Origin of the sequence: Streptomyces zhihengii, from assembly GCF_016919245.1 — a bacterium.
In the GTDB taxonomy this organism is placed as follows: domain Bacteria; phylum Actinomycetota; class Actinomycetes; order Streptomycetales; family Streptomycetaceae; genus Streptomyces; species Streptomyces zhihengii.
In genome coordinates this window covers 663952-681003 of sequence record NZ_JAFEJA010000001.1, presented here as the reverse complement: position 1 = coordinate 681003, position 17052 = coordinate 663952, and the positions used below count along the sequence as shown (strand labels likewise).

Here is a 17052-nt window from a genome sequence, read left to right as displayed (position 1 = left end):
GTCGCCGTGTCCGGCGCCGTCCGCCGACGGGCGTCCGTCGCGCCCCTCACCCCTTCGCGGGACCTCCGGCGCCACCGGCCGGTGCGAGAAGGGCCGCGGTGACGCGCCCGAAGCGCGCGGTCATCTCCTCGGCGGTCTGCTCGGGGTGGTGCCGCCACCAGCGGATCGCCGCGCCCACCGTCCCGTACCAGAGATGGGTGACGAGGTCCGCGTCGAGCGGCTCGGTGATCGCCGCGGCGCCGAGGACCTCCGACACACCCGCCGCCCCCATGTGGTTGAGCTCCCGCCGGTGCACGGCGGCCGCCGCGTACGGCTCGCTCCCCTCGGGCAGCGTGGTGTCGTGGACCAGGTCCCAGTCGTGCACGCGGGATTCGAGCGCCCGGAAGAGCGCCCCCATGGTGCGCGCCGCGCGCCCCGCGTCCGGTGAACCGTCCTGGGCCGACGCCACCGCGGCGACCAGCCGGGAGCCCGCCCGCTCCATACAGGCCCGGTAGAGGCCGTCCCGGGAGCCGAAGTACTCGTAGATCATGGGCTTGCTGATCCCCGCGCGCGCCGCCACCACCGCCGTGGAACCGCCCGCGTACCCCTTGGTGCCGAACTCCTCGGCCCCCGCGTCCAGGATCAGCAGCTCGCGCTCCCGGCGGGGCATGCCCTTGGTGCCCGCACCACCGCGCCCGCCGGCCCTCTCCTCCTTGCTCATGGCGCCATCCTATGCCAGATTGACCGCTCGGTAATTTACCCATGGTTCAGATCGGCGGTGGACGGATCGTGCGAGGCGGGACGCGCTCCTGGTGGGGATGGGGAAACGTCGAGGACGCGGTGACCGGCGCGGAGCGCGACGCGCTGACCCGGCGGGTCGCCCAGCTGCTGCCGGGCGCGGACCTGACCGTGCACCGGCCGCCGCCCGTCGAGGCGTTCGGGGTGGGAGCGAGCCGTGTCCGGGCCCCGCGGGCGCTGGCGCCGCTCGTGTCCGACGGCGTCCGGGACCGGCTGGCGCACAGTCACGGGCAGGCCTTCCGCGACGTGGTCGGGGCGCTGCTCGGCCGGCTGCCGCACGTCCCCGACCTCGTCGTGCGCCCCACGTCGGAGGCCGAGGTCGTGCAGGTGCTGGACTGGTGCGCCGGAGCCCGGGTGGCGGTCGTGCCCTTCGGGGGCGGCTCGTCGGTGGTGGGCGGCGTCGAACCGCGTGTCGGCGGCGACTGGCGGGGCACCGTCAGCCTGGACCTCACCGCCATGAACCGCGTCCTCGACGTCGACCGCACCAGCCGGGCCGCGCTCGTCCAGGCCGGTGTCCTCGGCCCCGGTCTGGAGGGGCAACTGCGCCCGCACGGCCTGACCCTGCGCTTCTTCCCCCAGTCGTTCGAGTTCTCCACCCTCGGCGGCTGGCTGGCCACCCGGGCCGGGGGCCACTTCGCGACGGGGCCCACCCATGTCGACGACCTCACCGAATCGCTCCGGGTCGTCACCCCGTCCGGTGCCGTGGAGTCCCGCCGGCTGCCGGCCTCCGGCGCCGGGCCGTCCCCCGACCGGCTGTTCCTCGGTTCCGAGGGCGCCCTCGGCGTCATCACCCAGGCATGGGTGCGCCTCCAGGACCGCCCCCGCCACCGGGCGGGCGCGTCGGTGGGCTTCGCCCGGTACGAGGACGGCGTGGAGGCCGTGCGGGCGCTGGCCCAGTCCGGGCTGAACCCCGCCAACTGCCGTCTCCTGGACCCGATGGAGGCCCTGCTCAACGCCGGCTCCCCGACGTCCGTCCTGGTGCTCGGCTTCGAGTCCGCGGACCACCCCGTCACCGCCTGGGCCGAACGCGCCCTGGAGATCTGCCGCGACCACGGCGGGACCCCGGCGGAGCCGCTGCGCGTCGCCGACGACGCCGGGGAGCGGCCCGGGGGCGGCACCGCGGCCGACACCTGGCGCTCCTCGTTCCTCAGGATGCCGTACCAGCGCGACGCGCTCGCGGCCCAGGGCATGATCGTGGAGACCTTCGAGACCGCCTGCACCTGGGACCGTTTCGACGCCGTCCGCGCCGCCGTCGACGACGCGGCCCGGGACGCGATGCGCCGGGCCGGTGTCACCGGAGTCGTCACCTGCCGTTTCACCCATCTCTATCCCGACGGCCCGGCACCGTACTTCGGCGTCTACGCCGCCGGCACCTGGGGCCGGACGGTGGAGCAGTGGGACGAGATCAAGGCGGCGGTGTCCGACGCGCTGATCGGCGCGGGTGCCACGGTCACCCACCACCACGCGGTGGGCCGCGACCACCGGCCCTGGTACGACCGCCAGCGCCCCGAGCTGTTCGCCGCCGCCCTGCGGGCGGTGAAGGGGACGCTCGACCCCGCGGGCATCCTCAACCCCGGTGTCCTCGTCGACGCGCCGCCGGACGCGGCCGGTCCGGAGCCGGCGGGGGAGTACCGGTGACCGCGTGACGGCGGGCGCGGGCGGGGACGGCGTGCCGGGCGGGGGAGCACGGGTGGGCGGAGGTGGGGAGGGCGTACCGGCCCGGGGAGTACGGGGTGAGCGGGGGCGGGAGGGCGTGCCGGGCGGGGGAGTGCCGGTGAGCGACGGCGGGAGGGCGTACCGGGAGGGCGTACCGGGCGGGGGTCCGGGTATCCGCTGAGACACCTGGAGGAGGACCCCATGACCATGACAGACCACCCGGAGAGAGAGACCCGGCGCGCGGAGCCGCACGCCCCCGGCGCCGGGGACGACGGTGCGGACCGCGACCATCCGGAGAGCCCGCACGAGCGGGTGAACCGCCGATGGAACGAGATCCTCCAGGAGACCCGCGTCGCCCAGACCGGCGTGCAGATCCTCTTCGGCTTCCTGCTGAGCGTCGCCTTCACCCCGCTCTTCCGTGAACTCGACCCCTTCGACCGGGGGTTGTACGTGGTCACCGTCGTGCTGGGCGCCTCGTCTACCGCCGCGCTGATAGCGCCCGTGGCGATGCACCGCTTCCTGTCCGGGCTGCGGATGAAGCACGAAGTCGTCGAGGCCGCCGGGCGGTTCATGGCCTGCGGCATGGTCATGCTGGCCCTGACCATCGGCTGCACCCTGATGCTGATACTCGACGTGGTCCTGCCCGGCGCCGCCGCCGCGGCGCTCGTCGGCACCGTCATGTTCTGGTTCGCCGTCTGCTGGGTCCTCATCCCCGTACGCATCCGCTTCAAGGCGGGCCGCCGGAACAACTGACCGGCCGCCGGAACGACCGACCACCGCCGGAACGGCCGACCGGCCGCCGTGACCTCGCGGCGGACCGGGCCGCCGGAACCGCTGACCGGCCGCGCCCGTACCGTCACGCCCGGTCGCCGCGCCGTCGTGTTCCCCGTCCGTCCCCGTCCGTCTCCGTCCGTCTCCGCCGTCCCGCCTGTCCCCGCACATCCGCGCCGCGTTTGCGCAGGCCGGAGCCGTGCCCGCGCGGTCGGGCCGGGGGCGGCGCACGATGGAACGACGGACGGACGGCGCCCGGGCACGGCCGGGGCCCGGTGAGGAGAGCGGACGCATGGCGCATCACCACAAGCCCAACCGGGACGTCGGGAGCGACCCGCTGCACGGCCACGGCCGGGGGCTGCCCCGGCGGCCCGACGAGGCGGAGCTGGAGCGGCGGACGCTGCGGGACCGGCGCGAGGCCGGGCTGACCGTGAGGGCCCCCGAGGACTCCGACACCGTGTACCGCGAGGCGCGGGCCGAGGTCGAACGCCAGGTGGGGAACGGCGAGATGCCCACCGCGCAGGGCCGGGGGGAACGCGACCCCTTCCCGCCGACCCGCTACGGGCGCTGAGCCCGCCGGCACCCGGGGCGCGGCCCGCCGTGTGCATCCGGGGCGCCCGCGAAGGTGTGGAACATCAGGACCGAGGTAGACGACTGCCGAGCGGTGCCCCGGCGTGCGCCGGGGCGCGCGGACTCCGGTGTCGCGTCATCTCGGGCGGAAGGGCCTTGAATGAACAGTTCCGTCAGCATCGAACTCGTCCGGCACGAGCACGGTTGCGTCGTGCTCGCCGCGCGGGGCGAACTCGACCTCCAGACCGCCCCGTTGCTCTACCGGCGGGGCCTGGACGCCGTCGGGACGGGCACGGCGCTCGTCCTCGACCTGGGGGAGGTGCACTTCTGCGACTCCTCCGGCTTCAACGCCCTGCTGCGGCTCTACCGCCGCGCGGTGCTGGACGGGGGCGGCGCCTTCGCGCTCGTCTCGCCGCCGGAGCAGGTCCGGCGCCTGCTCGCGCTCACCGGGGGCGAGGCGTCGATCCCCGTGCACCCGAGCGTGGAGCGGGCGTGCGCGAGTCTGGCCGAGCCGCCGGCGGCCCGGGCGGCATGAGCCGGCGGGCCGCCGCCCGTGCACGCACCCGGCCGCCCACGGCGGGGCGCGGCGGCCCCGGCCGCCGCGCCCCCGCGGAAGTGGTCCTTGCGGAGGCCGTCCGTGTGGACGCGGCTCCCACGGACGCGCTCCTTGCGGAGGCGGCTCCCACGGACGCGCTCCTTGCGGAGGCCGTCCCCACGGACGCGCTCCTTGCGGAGGCCGTCCCCACGGACGTGGTCCTTGCGGAGGCCGTCCGTGTGGACGCGGCTCCCACGGACGCGCTCCTTGCGGAGGCGGCTCCCACGGACGCGCTCCTTGCGGAGGCCGTCCCCACGGACGCGCTCCTTGCGGAGGCCGTCCCCACGGACGTGGTCCTTGCGGAGGCGGCTCCCACGGACGCGACCGTCGCGGACGCCGCCCCCGCGGACGCCGCCTTCGCGGCCCGGTACCGCGACCGGCCCGCCTGTCCCGGCCGATGGAGGGTAGACGGCAGTCATGATCGCAACCACTTCCCTCGCAGCCGGCGGCTCCTCGTCGCTCCTTCTGATCATCGTGGGTGTCGTGGTCGTCGCCCTGCTGCTGGGCGCGTTCCGGCTCGGCAGCCGTCGCGCCGCCCAGCGCAAGGACCCGGCACCCCGTCCCACCACCGCCGACCAGTCCGGCCCCGCCGCGGCCCGCAAGGACTCCTGGCGGACGCCCGGCCCGGACGACCGCCCGTAAGCGGACATCCGTCGCGGCGACGGCCCGTGATGCGGCGCCCGTTGCGACGACGGCCGGTGAGCCGGTGTCCGGCTCGACACCCCTCTGTGCGCGGGCGCCCGGCCCGGCGTCCGCCCGTATGCGGGCATCCGGAGCGGCGGCGGTCCGCAAGCGGACGCCGTGCCCGAAGACCGCCCGCGTGCGGGACCCGGCCCGGACGACCGCCCGTGAGCGGGCGCGTTCCGGCGCGCCGGAACGTGCGCCGCGCGCCCGGCGCACGGCCTCGGGCGTGGATCAGGCCGATCCGGGCACTCCGAAGGGAGACGCCCCGCTTCCCGGGCCGGACCGAGGCCGTGCGGGGCGCCCGGTCGGCGCGCGGGCGCCGCTTCCCCGACGGCCGCGTCACGGCGTTTCTTCCCGGGGCGGCACGGGGACGCCGGGCACGATGCCCACGGTACGGATGACCGGTGACGGAAAGGGTGGACCATGTGCGGCCTGAGCGGCGAGATCCGCTACGACGGAGGACGTCCGGACCTGGCGGCGGTGGAGCGGATGACGGACCGCCTCGCGCCCCGCGGCCCGGACGGCCGGGGCCTGTGGTCCCAGGGGCCGGTCGCCCTCGGCCACCGCCGGCTGAAGATCATCGACCTGTCGGAGCGCGGCGCCCAGCCCATGACCGACTCCGAGAACGGCCTCACCGGCGTCTTCAACGGCTGCGTCTACAACTACCGCGAGCTGCGCGACGAACTGCGCGGCCTCGGACACCGCTTCACCAGCACCTCGGACACCGAGGTGATCCTCAAGGCCTACCGGCACTGGGGAACCGACTTCGTGGACCACCTCGTCGGCATGTTCGCCATCGTCATCGTCGAGAGCGACACCGGCCGGGTGATCCTCGTCCGCGACCGCCTCGGCATCAAGCCGCTCTACCTGGCGCAGAGCCCCGGCCGGCTGCGGTTCGCCTCCACGCTGCCCGCCCTGCTCGCCGCCGGCGGCGTCGACACCTCGCTCGACCCGGTGGCCCTGCACCAGTACCTGAGCTGGCAGTCCACCGTCCCCGCTCCCCGGACCGTCCTCACCGGCGTCCGCAAACTCCCCCCGGCGACCGTCCGCGTCGTCGAACCGGACGGCACCCACCGCGACCACCTCTACTGGCAGCCGTCCTACACCCGGCGCGCCGAGTACGCCGGCATGGACGCCCGGGACTGGCGCGACGCCGTGCTCCGGGCGCTGCGCACCGCCGTGCGCCGCCGGATGGTCGCCGACGTCCCCGTCGGGGTCCTGCTCTCGGGCGGCCTCGACTCCAGCCTGATCGTCGCCCTCCTCGCCGAGGAGGGTCAGAACGGCCTCGCGACCTTCAGCGTCGGCTTCGACTCCGAAGGCGGCGAGGAGGGCGACGAGTTCCCGTGGTCCGACCTCGTCGCACGGCGCTACGCCACCGACCACCACCAGCTCATGGTGCCGTCCGACCGGGTGTCCACCGCCCTCGACGGCGCCGTCGCCGCCATGAGCGAGCCCATGACCAGCCATGACGTGGTCGCCTTCCACCTGCTCTCCGAACGCGTCGCCAAGGAGGTCAGCGTCGTCCAGAGCGGACAGGGCGCGGACGAGGTGTTCGCCGGCTACCGCTGGTACCCGGCGATGGCCGAGGCGGCGCGCGAGGAGGAACCGCGGCGGTACGCGGAGGTCTACTTCGACCGCCCGCACGCCGAACTCGCCCGCATCGTGCGCCCCGGCGTGCTGCCCGGCCACGACGTGTCGGGCGCCTTCGTCGAGGACCACATGGCCGCGCCCGGCGCGCAGACCGCCCTCGACGCCGCGCTGCGCCTCGACACCCACGTCATGCTCGTCGACGACCCCGTCAAGCGGGTCGACAACATGGCCATGGACTGGGGCCTGGAGGCCCGGGTGCCGTTCCTCGACCACGAGCTGGTGGAGCTCGCGGCGGCCTGTCCGCCGGAGCTCAAACTCGCGCACGGCGGCAAGGGGGTCCTCAAGGAGGCAGGCCGCACCGTCCTGCCCCGCGACGTCGTCGACCGGCCCAAGGGCTACTTCCCCGTGCCCGCGATCCGGCGCATGGCCGGCCCGGTGCTGACACGCGTCAAGGAGGCGATGTCCGCGCCGGAGGCCCGCTCCCGCGGCATCTACCGGGAGGACTTCGTCGCCGCCCTGCTCAGCCGGCCCGACGACCACCGCACCCACCGGGGCCAGAACGCCCTGTGGCAGGTGGCACTGCTGGAGATGTGGCTCCAGACGCACGGGATCCGATGACCCCCGCCGCGTCCGGCGCCCCCGTACCCGCCCTGCTCGCCGACACGGCGGGCGGACGGGACACGGCGTCGCGCACGGCACACGGCTGCTGGTACCCCTCGGCCGACCCGGCCGGCCGGCAGGTCGCGTTCATCTGCGACCGCGGCGGCGTCCCCCGGCTGTGGGCCGGGCCGCCCGGCACGGGGGAGGCGCGGCTCCTCGACGCCAACCCCGAGCCCGTCACCGAGGTGTCCTGGTCGCCCGACGGCCGCTGGATCGCCTACACCGTCGCCCCGGGCGGCAGCGGACACACCCGGGTGCTGTGCGTGCACCCCGACGGCACCGGCCGCCGCGAGGTCGCCGGCGCCGTGCCCGGCAGCTCGGCCCACCTCGGATGCTGGACCCGCGACGGATCGGCCCTCGCCGTCACCGTCGCCGAGCCCGTCGGCGAGAACGCCCCCGCCGAGACGACGGGCAGCCGGGCCGACGAGGCATGGGCCCACCGGGACGGCACCGCCGTGCTGCTGGACGACGCGCACGCCGCCGAGGGCCGCGCACGGCATCCCGCCGGCGCGCCCGCCGGGCGGCTGAGCGCCTATCTGATCGACCCGGACCGCACCCGCTCGCCCGTGCTCCTGGCGGCGGAGCCGGAGGCGGCCACCCTGCGCGTCTGCGACCTGACCCCGGACGGCCGGCTCGCGCTGCTGCGCGGCGGCCCGCGCGGGCGCCGCCGGGCCGTCGTCTGGGACACCGCGGGCCGCAGGGCGACCTGCACGCTGGCCGTCGCCGACGGCGACCCGTGGATCGGCCGGTTCTCGGCCGACGGGCGCACCGTCTGGCTGCGCAGCGACCACGACCGCGAGTTCGCGGCCCTGATGGCACTCGCCCTCGACGAGCACGGCGAGCCCGCCGGGCTGTCCGTGACGGCCGCACGCGAGGACTCCGACATGGACCTGCTGGCCTTTCCCGAGGACGGGCACCGCGCCGCCGTGTCCTGGAACACCGCCGGGGCGTGTGAGCTGGAGACCCTCGCGCTGAACGGCGACGGACCGCCCCGCCCGATCTCCCTGGAGCACGAGGTCGTCACCCGGGTCGCCCCGGCGGGCCCGTCCGGGATGCTGCTGGCACTCTCCGGCTCCCAGCGGCGGCCGGGCATCTGGCTGGTGCCCCACGCGGCCCCGCCCGCCCGCACCCCGTGGTCCTCGCGCGACGCGGACGCCGTCCCGCCCGGCCGGCCGCCGGTCCGGCCCACCCCGCAGCGTCCGTCCGCCCGCGACGGCCTGCGCCTCGGCGGCTGGTACTACCGCGCCCCCGGCCGGGGCCCCGGCGAGCCCGCGCCCTGCGTCATCCATCTCCACGGGGGACCGGAGGAGCAGGAGCGGCCCGTCTTCGACCCGCTCTACCACGAGCTGCTCGGCCGGGGCCTCGACGTCTTCGCCCCCGACGTGCGCGGATCCTCCGGCTGGGGCCGGTCGTTCGTCGACGCGGACCTCGGCACCGGGCGCTTCGCCGCCATCGACGACGTCGCCGACTGCGCGGCGCACGCCGTCACCAGCGGCCTCGCCGACCCGACCAGACTGGCCGTCATGGGCCACTCCTACGGCGGCTACCTGACCCTGGCGTCCCTCGTGCACCACCCCGAGCTGTTCCGCACCGGCATCAGCGTCTGCGGCATGTCCGACCTGGGGACCTTCTTCGACGGCACCGAACCGTGGCTGGCCGAGTCCGCCGCGCACAAGTACGGCCACCCCGAGCGCGACCGCGAACTGCTGCGGGCGCTCTCCCCGATGAGCCGGGTGGACGCCCTGCGTGTGCCGCTGCTGGCCGTGCACGGGGAGCACGACACCAACGTGCCGCCGCAGGAGTCCCGGCAGATCGTGCGCGCGGCGCAGAGCCGCGGTCTCGCCGCGGAGCTGCTCGTCCTGCCCGACGAGGGCCACGACTTCCGGCACGCTCACACCCGGCGGCTGTTCCGCCGCACGGCGGGGGACTGGATGCAGCGCCACCTCACCGGGGCGGAGGCCCGCTGACGGGCTCAGAGGCTCGCGCGGAGCCAGCGGTCGAGGCCGGCGACGGCGATGCCCGCGACCACCACCTGGATCAGGAACTCCAGCCAGTCGCCGCCCGCGCCGTCGCCGAGGCCGAAGGCCGCGGCGAGCAGCGAGCCGAGGAGTGCGGCGGCGATGCCGGCGACCAGGGTCCACAGCACACCGATGTGCTGATGCCCGGGCAGGAGAAGGCGCCCGAGGGCGCCGACGGCGGTTCCGGCGACGAGCGCGCTGAGCACTCCCGACACATCCATGACGGCTCCTTCACGAACGACCTCTCCGCCTCCGACTACCCCCCGACACCCCCCGGATGCCCCGGAACCGGCTTCCGCCCGGTGCGGGCGTTCCCTCGGGGCGCGTCAGGGCGGGGCCACTTCAGCCCGTCCGGCGTTTGAGGGCACCGTGCGCGGCGCGGTGCTGCGACCACCGGGGTGTACCGGCCCTGTGTGCGCGGCCCGGTCCGGCGGGGGCTCCGCCCCCACACCCCCGCGCCTCAAGCGCCGGCGGGGCTGAAAGGGCAGCCCGTCCGGCGTTTGACGGCACTGTGCGCGGCGCGGTGCCGGGGTGCACCGGGCCCCGGTCCGGCAGGGGTCCGCCCCGAGCCCCGCGCCTCAAGCGCCGGCGGGGCTGAAAGGCCGGCCCGTCCGGCGTTTGAGGGCACCGTGCGCAGCGCGGTGTTGGGCCACGGGGGTGCACCGGTGCTGCGACCACCGGGGTGCACCGGGCCCGCGTGCGCAGCAGGGTTCAGGCGAGGCGGAGTTCGCGCCCCCGCCAGGCCCGGCGGAGCCAGCGGTCGTGGGAGGCGAGGACGATGGCTCCGGGGCCCGTGGCCAGTGCCGACTCCAGTTCGTCGCAGAGGCGCGGCGACAGGTGGTTGGTGGGCTCGTCGAGCAGCAGCAACTGCGGTGGACGCGCCACCAGCAGGGCCAGTGCGAGGCGGCGGCGCTGGCCGACGGAGAGGCGGGCGACGGGCTTGTCCAGGTCCGTCTCGTGGAGCAGTCCCAGGGAACGCAGCGGGACCGACTCCGCCCGCTCGGCGCCCAGGGACTGCTCGTAGAGGTCCCGGCAGGAGCGCTCCGGGCGGTCGAAGACGGTGTCCTGGCCGAGCAGTCCCACGGAGAGCCCGGCCCTCCGGCGGATCCCGCCCGCCGGTGCGAGGCGTCCGGCCAGCACATCGAGCAGGGTCGACTTGCCCGTGCCGTTCCCGCCGGTGACGAGGAGCCGGTCGGTGGCCGACACCTCCAGGGTCAGCGGCGCGAGCCGGTCCGGGACCCGTGCGCCGTCCAGCGCCACCAGCGGACCTCCGCCGTCACCGGCACCGTCCGCCGCGAGCGCCGTACCCGCGCCGTCGCCGTCACCGGCACCGCCCGCCGCGAGCGCCCTCCCCGCGAAACGCAGCGGCCTGGGCGGCTCGCCGACCGCGGACCGTTCCAGTTCCTCCAGCCGGCGGGTCGCGCTGCGCACCCGCCGGGAGATCTGGTTCTGCACCCGCCCCGCGCGGTGGCCGTAGCCCATCTTCTCGTTGTCGCGCGGCCCCCGGTTCGGGGCCACCCGGTGCGCGGTGACCCCGGCCAGCACCCGCAGCGCCGCCGCCTCCTCGCGTTCCTCGGCCCAGCGGCGCTCCCAGCGTTCCCGTGCGGCGCGCTGCTCGGCCAGGTAGGGGGTGTAGGCGCCGCCGTACCGGACCGGGCCGTCGACCGCCGGATCGAGGTCGAGGAGGTCCGTGCACACGGCGTCCAGGAAGGCCCGGTCGTGGCTGGCGACCACGACCGTCCCGGGCAGCGCGCGCACCTGTTCCTCGACGAACGCCGCGGCGGCGTCGTCGAGATGGTTCGTCGGCTCGTCGAGCAGCAGCGCGGCGGGCCGCCGCAGCAGCAGGGCGGCCAGCGCGAGCCGGCCGCGCTGCCCGCCGGACAGCGACCCGAGCGGCCGTTCGCGGGGGAGGGCGCCGACGCCGAGACCGCCGAGCACCAGCTCGGCGCGCCGGTCGGCGTCCCACGCCTCCCGCTCACGGGCCTGTTCGAGCCGCTCGCCGTAGGCGTCGAGCAGCGCCGGGTGGCCGGGGGCCTCCTGCGGTGTGCGGGCCAGCTCCTCGGTGAGCCGGTCCAGTGCGGCGAGGTCCTCCCGGGATTCGCGCAGCGCGTCGTCGAGCACGTCGGCGATCGTCGCGGCGGTGTCGTACGGGATCTCCTGGTGCAGGAAGCCCGTGTCGGGCGGGCGGGTGACCGTGCCGGCGTCGGGCTTCTCCACCCCGGCCAGCAGGCGCAGCAGGGTCGACTTGCCGGAGCCGTTCTCCCCGATCAGGCCGATGCGCCGTCCCGGCGGCGCGGTGAGGCCGACACCGTCGAGCACCCGGCGGCCGCCGAGCGTGTGGACGAGGTCCTGGGCGATCAGGGCGTGACGGGACGCGGATGCGGACGCGGACATGGCGGCGGAGGGAGGCATGGGACCGTCCTCGGTGGATCGGTGCGGGGCCCGCGGGGGCTGACGCCTCGGACGCGGGCCGGGTCGGCACCGGCGGCTCACACCTCGGGGGCGCCCGTCTCCGTCAGCTCGCCGCCGGCCAGCCGCAGCCACCGGTTCACCCCGATCTCGCGCAGGAACCGTTCGTCGTGGCTGACCACCACGAAGGCGCCCCGGTAGGAGTCGAGCGCGCTCTCCAGCTGTCCCGTGCCGACCAGGTCGAGGTTGTTCGTCGGCTCGTCCAGGAGCAGCAGGTGCGGAGCGGGTTCCGCGCACAGCACACAGGCCAGGGTGGCGCGCAGGCGTTCCCCGCCGGAGAGGACGCCGACGGGCAGGTGCGCGCGGGGCCCGCGGAAGAGGAAGCGGGCGAGCAGGTTCATCCGCTCGGCCTCGGGCCGCCGCGGTGCGTGGTCGGCGAAGTTCTCGGCGACGGTGCGGCCCTCGTCCAGCAGGTCGAGCCGCTGCGAGAGGTAGGCGACGCGGCCGTCGGCCCGCCGCACCTCGCCACCGCCGGGCGTCAGTCCGCCGCTCAGCAGCCGCAGCAGGGTGCTCTTGCCGGCGCCGTTGGGCCCGGTCAGCGCGATGCGTTCCGGCCCCCGCACGGTCAGGTCGGCGCCCTCGCCGGTGAACACGTCGGTGTCCCCGAGCCTGACGCGCAGCCCGCTGCCGATGAAGAGGTTCCGCCCCGCGGGCACCTGGGTGTCCGGGAGGTCCACCGTGATGCGCTGCTCGTCGCGCAGCGCCCGCCCGGCCTCGTCGAGCCGGGCCTGCGCCTCGCCGACCCGCCCGGCGTGCATCTGCCCGGCCCGGCCCGCGGACTCCTGCGCGCCGCGCTTCATGGTGCCGGCGAAGATCCGGGGCAGACCGGCGCTCTTCAGGTTGCGGGCGGCGTTGCTCTGCCGGCGCTCTGCCCGTTCGCGGGCCTGCTGCATCTCCCGCTTCTCGCGCTTGAGTTGCTGCTCGGCGTTGCGGACGTTCTTCTCGGCGACCTCCTGCTCCGCGGCCACCGCCTGCTCGTAGGCCGTGAAGTTCCCGCCGTGCAGGCGCAGTTCGCCGCGGTCGAGCTCGGCGATGCGTTCCATGCGGTCGAGCAGGGCCCGGTCGTGGCTGACCAGGAGCAGGCAGCCGCCGAAGTCGCCCAGCACGTCGTGGAGCCGGTGCCGGGCGTCGAGGTCGAGGTTGTTGGTCGGTTCGTCGAGCAGCAGCACGTCCGGCCGGCGCAGCAGCTGCGCGGCCAGGCCGAGGGAGACGACCTGGCCGCCGCTGAGGGTGCCCAGGGTGCGGTCCAGGGCGAGACCGGCCAGGCCGAGACGGTCGAGCTGGGCGCGGGTGCGCTCCTCGATGTCCCAGTCGTCGCCGATGGTCTCGAAGTGCCGCTCGTCGACGTCTCCCGACTCCACGGCGTCGATGGCCCGGATCACCGGGGCGACGCCCAGCACCTCCGCGGTGGTGAGGCCGGCGGTGAGGGGGAGGGTCTGGGGGAGGTGGCCGAGGGTGCCGGACACGGTCACCGACCCGGCGGTGGGCCGCAGTTCACCGGCGATCAGCCGGAGCAGCGTGCTCTTGCCGCTGCCGTTGGGCGCGACGAGCCCGGTGCGGCCGGGGCCGACGGTGAAGGAGAGGTCCTGGAAGACGGGGGTGTCGTCCGGCCAGGAGAAGGAGAGCTGGGAGCAGACGACGGAGGCGTCGGACATGGAGGTGACCTCGAAGGCAGAGGGCAGGAAGGAGACTCCCGCCCGGTGACGGACAGGGGAAGAGGAGACGACAGCGAGGCCACGACGGCGGCGCTTCCACGCACCGGCCGGTGGCCTGTCAGCTCCGGGTCTCACCCGGAGATGTCGTCGTCCACCACCATGTCTGTGCTCCTCGTCGGGGCTCGCCGGGAAACGATCAAGGTCCCGGCCAGTCTAACAGTCCGGCCCGTCCGGCCCGGGAGCCTTCGCTCACGCGTCGGCCGTCTTCGTTTCCCGGACGGGGAGGGGGAGCACGGGTGACCGCACCCTGCCGGTGTGACAGCGTGGTGCGATGACAGCCCACCCGGCCGGCTTCGAGTCGACGTCCGACATGTTCGAGACCGAGCGCGCCTGTGTCGTCCGGCTCGTCGGCGAGGTGGACATCGATGTCGCCCCCCGCCTGAGCCTGACGATGGAAGCGGCGCGGGCCAGCGGCAAGCAGCTCGTCCTGGACGTCGCGGGCCTTCAGTTCCTCGACCTCGTCCCGCTGCACGAACTCCTCGAACCGCCGCCCGGCGGAGGCCAGATCTGGGTCGCGGGAGCGCTCGCGGTGGAGCCGCGGCGGCTGATCGCGCTCACCGGGAACCACCGGGCGTTCCGCTACTTCCCCGACCTGCCCTCCGCGCTGGCCGCACTCGGCTGACACCGCCGGCGCGGTACGCCCCCGGTCAGGAGCCTTCGCGGAGCGTGGCCGACGGCGCCGTCCCGTAGACCGCGCGATAGGCCGCGGCGAAGCGCCCCGGGTGGGCGAAGCCCCAGGTCGCCGCCACCTCCATCACCCCGGTGGTGCGCCGGTCCGCCGCCCGCAGGTCCCGGTGGGCGCGGGCCAGGCGGACGAGCCGGAGGTGGGCCAGCGGCGTGGTGCCGGCGTGGCGGCTGAACGCGTACTGGACGGCCCGGGGGGTGACGAACGCGGCGGCCGCGATGTCGGCGAGGCCGATGTCCCGGTGGGCGTTCTCCTCGATGAAGTCGATCGCCCTGCGCAGGGTCCGGGTGCCCGCGTCACGGTTGTCCGCCGGCCGGGGCTCGTCGTCCGCGGCCGAGTTCGGCAGTGCCGAGAGGGTCACCGCGGCCAGGTGCCGGGCCGCCGTCGCGACCACCAGCCCGCCCGCGTCCGGTGTGTCGATCACATGGTCGCGCAGGAACGCGACGGTGGAACCCAGCCGCCGGTTGGACGCCGCGTCCCGCGCCCGCGCGCCGGTCAGCGCGACCGGTCCGGCCCGGTCCGCGCCCACGACGGCGACCTGGTCGAGCAGCGCCGGGTCGAACATGGTGATCGTGTAGCGGGCGGCGCGCACCTCACCCGTGTACGGGCGGTCCGGCGGGGCGACCAGGAAGGTGTCGCCGGGGCCGTAGACCTCGTCGCGGCCGTCGGTGGTGTCGGCCAGGGTGCCCCGGTGCAGCGTGATCAGGCAGACCTTGCCCAGGCTGCCCGCGTCGTAGGCCATCGTGTAGTCGAAGTGCAGCTTGTCGACGACCAGCTCCCCGACGGCACGCCGCTCGATCCGGGCTCCGGTCTCCTGCGGGCGGCCGCCGATGCGCATCGGCGTGTACGCCCGCGAGAGGAACTCCTCCGTCGCGTCGAGGCTGCTGCTGTCGAAGGAGAGTGTCTCCATCACCTGTGTCCCGTCGTGTCTCCGCCCCCTGCCCGAGCCTGCCCCGCCGCGCCCCGGGTACGCGCGGGCGGTGGCGGCGGGCGGGCCGGTACGCGCGGGCGGGGGCGGGAGCCGGGCCGCGGCCGGGGCGGCCGGTCAGTCCTGGAGGAGCCCCGCGCGGAGGGTCTCCAGCGCCCGGGCGATCAGGCGGGAGACGTGCATCTGGGAGATGCCGAGCTCCAGCCCGATCTCCCGCTGGGTCATGTCCTGGCCGAACCGCATCCGCAGGATGTCGCGGTCGCGGGGCGAGATGGAGCCGAGGAGCGGCGCCAGGGTGTGGAGGTCCTCGAACAGGCCGAGGCGCTCGTCGTCGAGGCCCAGTGTCTCGGCGAGCGCCCGGCTGTCGTCGCGCGGGCCGTCGTGGTCCGTGGAAGGCGTGTCGAGGGAGGACGCCGTGTAGGCCGCCTTGGCCTTCAGCCCCTCGGCGACCTCCTCGCGGGGGAGGCCGAGGTGCGCCGCCAGCTCGGCCACCGTGGGCTCCCGGCCGAGCCGGGCGGCGAGCAGTTCGGTCGCCGTGACGAGCTCCCTGCGGAGTTCCTGGAGGCGGCGGGGCACATGGACGGCCCAGCTCGTGTCCCGGAAGTACCGCATGATCTCGCCGTTGATGTACGGGATGGCGAACGAGGTGAACTCGGTCTCCCGCTCGGGGTCGAAGCGGTCGATGGCCTTGATCAGACCGATGGTGCCCACCTGGACGACGTCCTCCAGATCGCCGTTCCCGCGGTTGCGGTAGCGACCGGCGACGAACTTGACCAGGGACACGTTCATCTCGATGAGCGTGTTGCGGGTGTACTGGTAGCGGGCTGTTCCCTCGTCGAGGCGGCGCAGGCGGCGGAGGAAGACCCGGGACAGCCGGCGGGCGTCCGCGGGCGCCACGGCCAGGCCGTCGGCCGCGCCCGGGGGCAGGGCGGCGGCGAGGTCCGTCTCGTCGGTACGGGGTGAGGTCTCCTCGGCACGGGCGGTGACACCGTGGTCGACGTGCGTCGTCACGTGAAGTGTTCCTTCCCGGCGAGCCGGCGTGTGCGTGCCGCTCACCGTGCGTCGCTGCTGTTCAGCCCTGTCGTGCCCCGCTGCCGGGGTGGGACCGTCGCAGCGGGCGGGCGGGGCGGCCCGCCGGAGCGCACAGGACATCGGGTCGCCGTTCCCGCGCCGGGCGCGGGGACGGTGTGCTCGATGTATCGGCCTGCCCCGGCGTCGGCCCGCCACACCGGGCCGACGGCCGCCGGCGCCGACTCGTTCGCTCAGCCGTCGTCCGCGGTTTCGTTCCGGGGACCGTCCGGCCGCCCGCGGCCGGCGCCCCGCCCGTCAGCGCGGCGGCGTCCCGGGCCCGCCGGGGGACGGGTCCGCCGGGGCGAGGTGGTAGTAGCGGGTGCAACCGCTCACCATGCCGTCGTCGGCGATGGTGAAGACGTCGACGAAGCGCTGCCCCGGTCCCTCGCGGCCGGGGACGACCCGCCGGCCCGCCGCCACCACGTTCCGGTCCTGGGCCACGACCCGGTCGATCTCGTGCCGGGCGGCGGGCACGGTGTGCCGGAGCTGCGCCTCCAGGGCAGCCGCCCGGCCGTGGGCCGGAGCCAGGCCCGGCAGCTCGAAGACCACACCGTCGTGCAGCAGGGACGCGCACCCGTCCCGGTCGCCGGCGTCGAGATAGTCGTAGACCAGCCGCACATGGTCGATCCCCGCCGCGGTGACGAGATCCACCGGACCCCACAGGGCGGTTGACGTGTCGTCATGGCTGTTCACCTGTCGAGCCTCCTTTCACGTTCCGTGCCGATCCTGGCCCCGCGCCCCAACTCCGCGTTATCGCCGCCCTATCCCTGCGCCCTGTCCCCGCGCCCCGCCCCCGCGCCTGTCCTCGCACCCTGTCCCCGAGGGGGCCGCACATCGGGATCTTCACGGCATGGACACGGAGG

The 17052-nt window shown here is 75.5% G+C and carries 15 protein-coding genes; 8 read left to right on the top strand and 7 right to left on the bottom strand.

Annotated elements, in window-relative coordinates; genetic code table 11:
- Positions 1 to 46: 46 nt before the first annotated feature.
- A complete protein-coding gene (locus tag JE024_RS02875; protein ID WP_205372045.1) occupies positions 47 to 700 on the bottom strand; it encodes a TetR/AcrR family transcriptional regulator in 654 nt (217 codons plus the stop codon).
- A gap of 41 nt (positions 701 to 741) precedes the next feature.
- On the opposite strand from JE024_RS02875, the gene JE024_RS02870 reads away from it, so the two are divergent.
- From JE024_RS02870 to JE024_RS02840, 7 genes are all read left to right on the top strand, one after another.
- Positions 742 to 2415, top strand: coding sequence for an FAD-binding oxidoreductase (locus tag JE024_RS02870; RefSeq protein ID WP_205372044.1), 1674 nt, complete (start codon positions 742 to 744; stop codon positions 2413 to 2415).
- A 219-nt stretch (positions 2416 to 2634) separates the two neighbouring features.
- A complete protein-coding gene (locus JE024_RS02865; protein ID WP_244882556.1) occupies positions 2635 to 3186 on the top strand; it encodes a DUF6328 family protein in 552 nt (183 codons plus the stop codon).
- A 310-nt stretch (positions 3187 to 3496) separates the two neighbouring features.
- Complete coding sequence (locus JE024_RS02860) at positions 3497 to 3775, top strand: hypothetical protein (protein WP_205372043.1); 279 nt, start codon at positions 3497 to 3499, stop codon at positions 3773 to 3775.
- Between the two features lie 159 nt (positions 3776 to 3934).
- Positions 3935 to 4309, top strand: a complete 375-nt coding sequence (locus JE024_RS02855) for an STAS domain-containing protein (RefSeq protein WP_205372042.1) — start codon at positions 3935 to 3937, stop codon at positions 4307 to 4309.
- Positions 4310 to 4786: 477 nt separating this feature from the next.
- The gene (locus JE024_RS02850) at positions 4787 to 5011 is read left to right on the top strand and encodes a DUF6479 family protein (protein ID WP_205372041.1); all 225 of its coding nucleotides are present in this window, start codon (positions 4787 to 4789) and stop codon (positions 5009 to 5011) included.
- 465 nt (positions 5012 to 5476) lie between these two features.
- Positions 5477 to 7261, top strand: a complete 1785-nt coding sequence (locus JE024_RS02845; protein ID WP_205372040.1) for an N-acetylglutaminylglutamine amidotransferase — start codon at positions 5477 to 5479, stop codon at positions 7259 to 7261.
- Complete coding sequence (locus JE024_RS02840) at positions 7258 to 9270, top strand: alpha/beta fold hydrolase (protein ID WP_205372039.1); 2013 nt, start codon at positions 7258 to 7260, stop codon at positions 9268 to 9270. Before JE024_RS02845 ends, JE024_RS02840 begins: the two co-directional genes overlap by 4 nt.
- A gap of 5 nt (positions 9271 to 9275) precedes the next feature.
- Here JE024_RS02840 and JE024_RS02835 read toward each other — a convergent pair whose 3' ends face one another.
- The 3 genes from JE024_RS02835 to JE024_RS02825 form a co-directional block, all read right to left on the bottom strand.
- Positions 9276 to 9542: a GlsB/YeaQ/YmgE family stress response membrane protein gene (locus JE024_RS02835; protein WP_205372038.1), complete on the bottom strand. Its 267-nt coding sequence runs from the start codon at positions 9540 to 9542 to the stop codon at positions 9276 to 9278.
- Between the two features lie 490 nt (positions 9543 to 10032).
- Entirely contained in the window at positions 10033 to 11733 is a 1701-nt protein-coding gene (locus JE024_RS02830; protein ID WP_244882554.1) for an ATP-binding cassette domain-containing protein, read from the bottom strand.
- 77 nt (positions 11734 to 11810) lie between these two features.
- Positions 11811 to 13445, bottom strand: a complete 1635-nt coding sequence (locus JE024_RS02825) for an ABC-F family ATP-binding cassette domain-containing protein (RefSeq protein ID WP_205372037.1) — start codon at positions 13443 to 13445, stop codon at positions 11811 to 11813.
- A 331-nt stretch (positions 13446 to 13776) separates the two neighbouring features.
- Between JE024_RS02825 and JE024_RS02820 the strand changes: the two genes are divergently transcribed.
- Positions 13777 to 14127 (top strand): STAS domain-containing protein, encoded by a 351-nt coding sequence (locus JE024_RS02820; RefSeq protein WP_205372036.1) that lies wholly within the window; start codon positions 13777 to 13779, stop codon positions 14125 to 14127.
- A gap of 25 nt (positions 14128 to 14152) precedes the next feature.
- On the opposite strand, the gene JE024_RS02815 is transcribed toward JE024_RS02820, so the two are convergent.
- The 3 genes from JE024_RS02815 to JE024_RS02805 form a co-directional block, all read right to left on the bottom strand.
- Positions 14153 to 15100: a helix-turn-helix transcriptional regulator gene (locus tag JE024_RS02815; protein ID WP_205372035.1), complete on the bottom strand. Its 948-nt coding sequence runs from the start codon at positions 15098 to 15100 to the stop codon at positions 14153 to 14155.
- A gap of 135 nt (positions 15101 to 15235) precedes the next feature.
- The gene (locus JE024_RS02810; RefSeq protein WP_372449757.1) at positions 15236 to 16129 is read right to left on the bottom strand and encodes a SigB/SigF/SigG family RNA polymerase sigma factor; all 894 of its coding nucleotides are present in this window, start codon (positions 16127 to 16129) and stop codon (positions 15236 to 15238) included.
- Between the two features lie 315 nt (positions 16130 to 16444).
- Positions 16445 to 16882, bottom strand: coding sequence for a nuclear transport factor 2 family protein (locus JE024_RS02805; RefSeq protein WP_244882552.1), 438 nt, complete (start codon positions 16880 to 16882; stop codon positions 16445 to 16447).
- Between the last annotated feature and the right edge of the window lie 170 nt (positions 16883 to 17052).

Bases quoted from the DNA above. Each gene is read 5' to 3' on its own strand.
- JE024_RS02815 (WP_205372035.1), bottom strand. From the start codon at position 15,100: ATGGAGACACTCTCCTTCGACAGCAGCAGCCTCGACGCGACGGAGGAG.
- JE024_RS02840 (WP_205372039.1), top strand. From the start codon at position 7,258: ATGACCCCCGCCGCGTCCGGCGCCCCCGTACCCGCCCTGCTCGCCGAC.
- JE024_RS02875 (WP_205372045.1), bottom strand. From the start codon at position 700: ATGAGCAAGGAGGAGAGGGCCGGCGGGCGCGGTGGTGCGGGCACCAAG.
- JE024_RS02835 (WP_205372038.1), bottom strand. From the start codon at position 9,542: ATGGATGTGTCGGGAGTGCTCAGCGCGCTCGTCGCCGGAACCGCCGTC.
- JE024_RS02820 (WP_205372036.1), top strand. From the start codon at position 13,777: ATGACAGCCCACCCGGCCGGCTTCGAGTCGACGTCCGACATGTTCGAG.
- JE024_RS02870 (WP_205372044.1), top strand. From the start codon at position 742: ATGGTTCAGATCGGCGGTGGACGGATCGTGCGAGGCGGGACGCGCTCC.
- JE024_RS02860 (WP_205372043.1), top strand. From the start codon at position 3,497: ATGGCGCATCACCACAAGCCCAACCGGGACGTCGGGAGCGACCCGCTG.
- JE024_RS02845 (WP_205372040.1), top strand. From the start codon at position 5,477: ATGTGCGGCCTGAGCGGCGAGATCCGCTACGACGGAGGACGTCCGGAC.
- JE024_RS02825 (WP_205372037.1), bottom strand. From the start codon at position 13,445: ATGTCCGACGCCTCCGTCGTCTGCTCCCAGCTCTCCTTCTCCTGGCCG.
- JE024_RS02865 (WP_244882556.1), top strand. From the start codon at position 2,635: ATGACCATGACAGACCACCCGGAGAGAGAGACCCGGCGCGCGGAGCCG.
- JE024_RS02830 (WP_244882554.1), bottom strand. From the start codon at position 11,733: ATGCCTCCCTCCGCCGCCATGTCCGCGTCCGCATCCGCGTCCCGTCAC.
- JE024_RS02855 (WP_205372042.1), top strand. From the start codon at position 3,935: ATGAACAGTTCCGTCAGCATCGAACTCGTCCGGCACGAGCACGGTTGC.
- JE024_RS02850 (WP_205372041.1), top strand. From the start codon at position 4,787: ATGATCGCAACCACTTCCCTCGCAGCCGGCGGCTCCTCGTCGCTCCTT.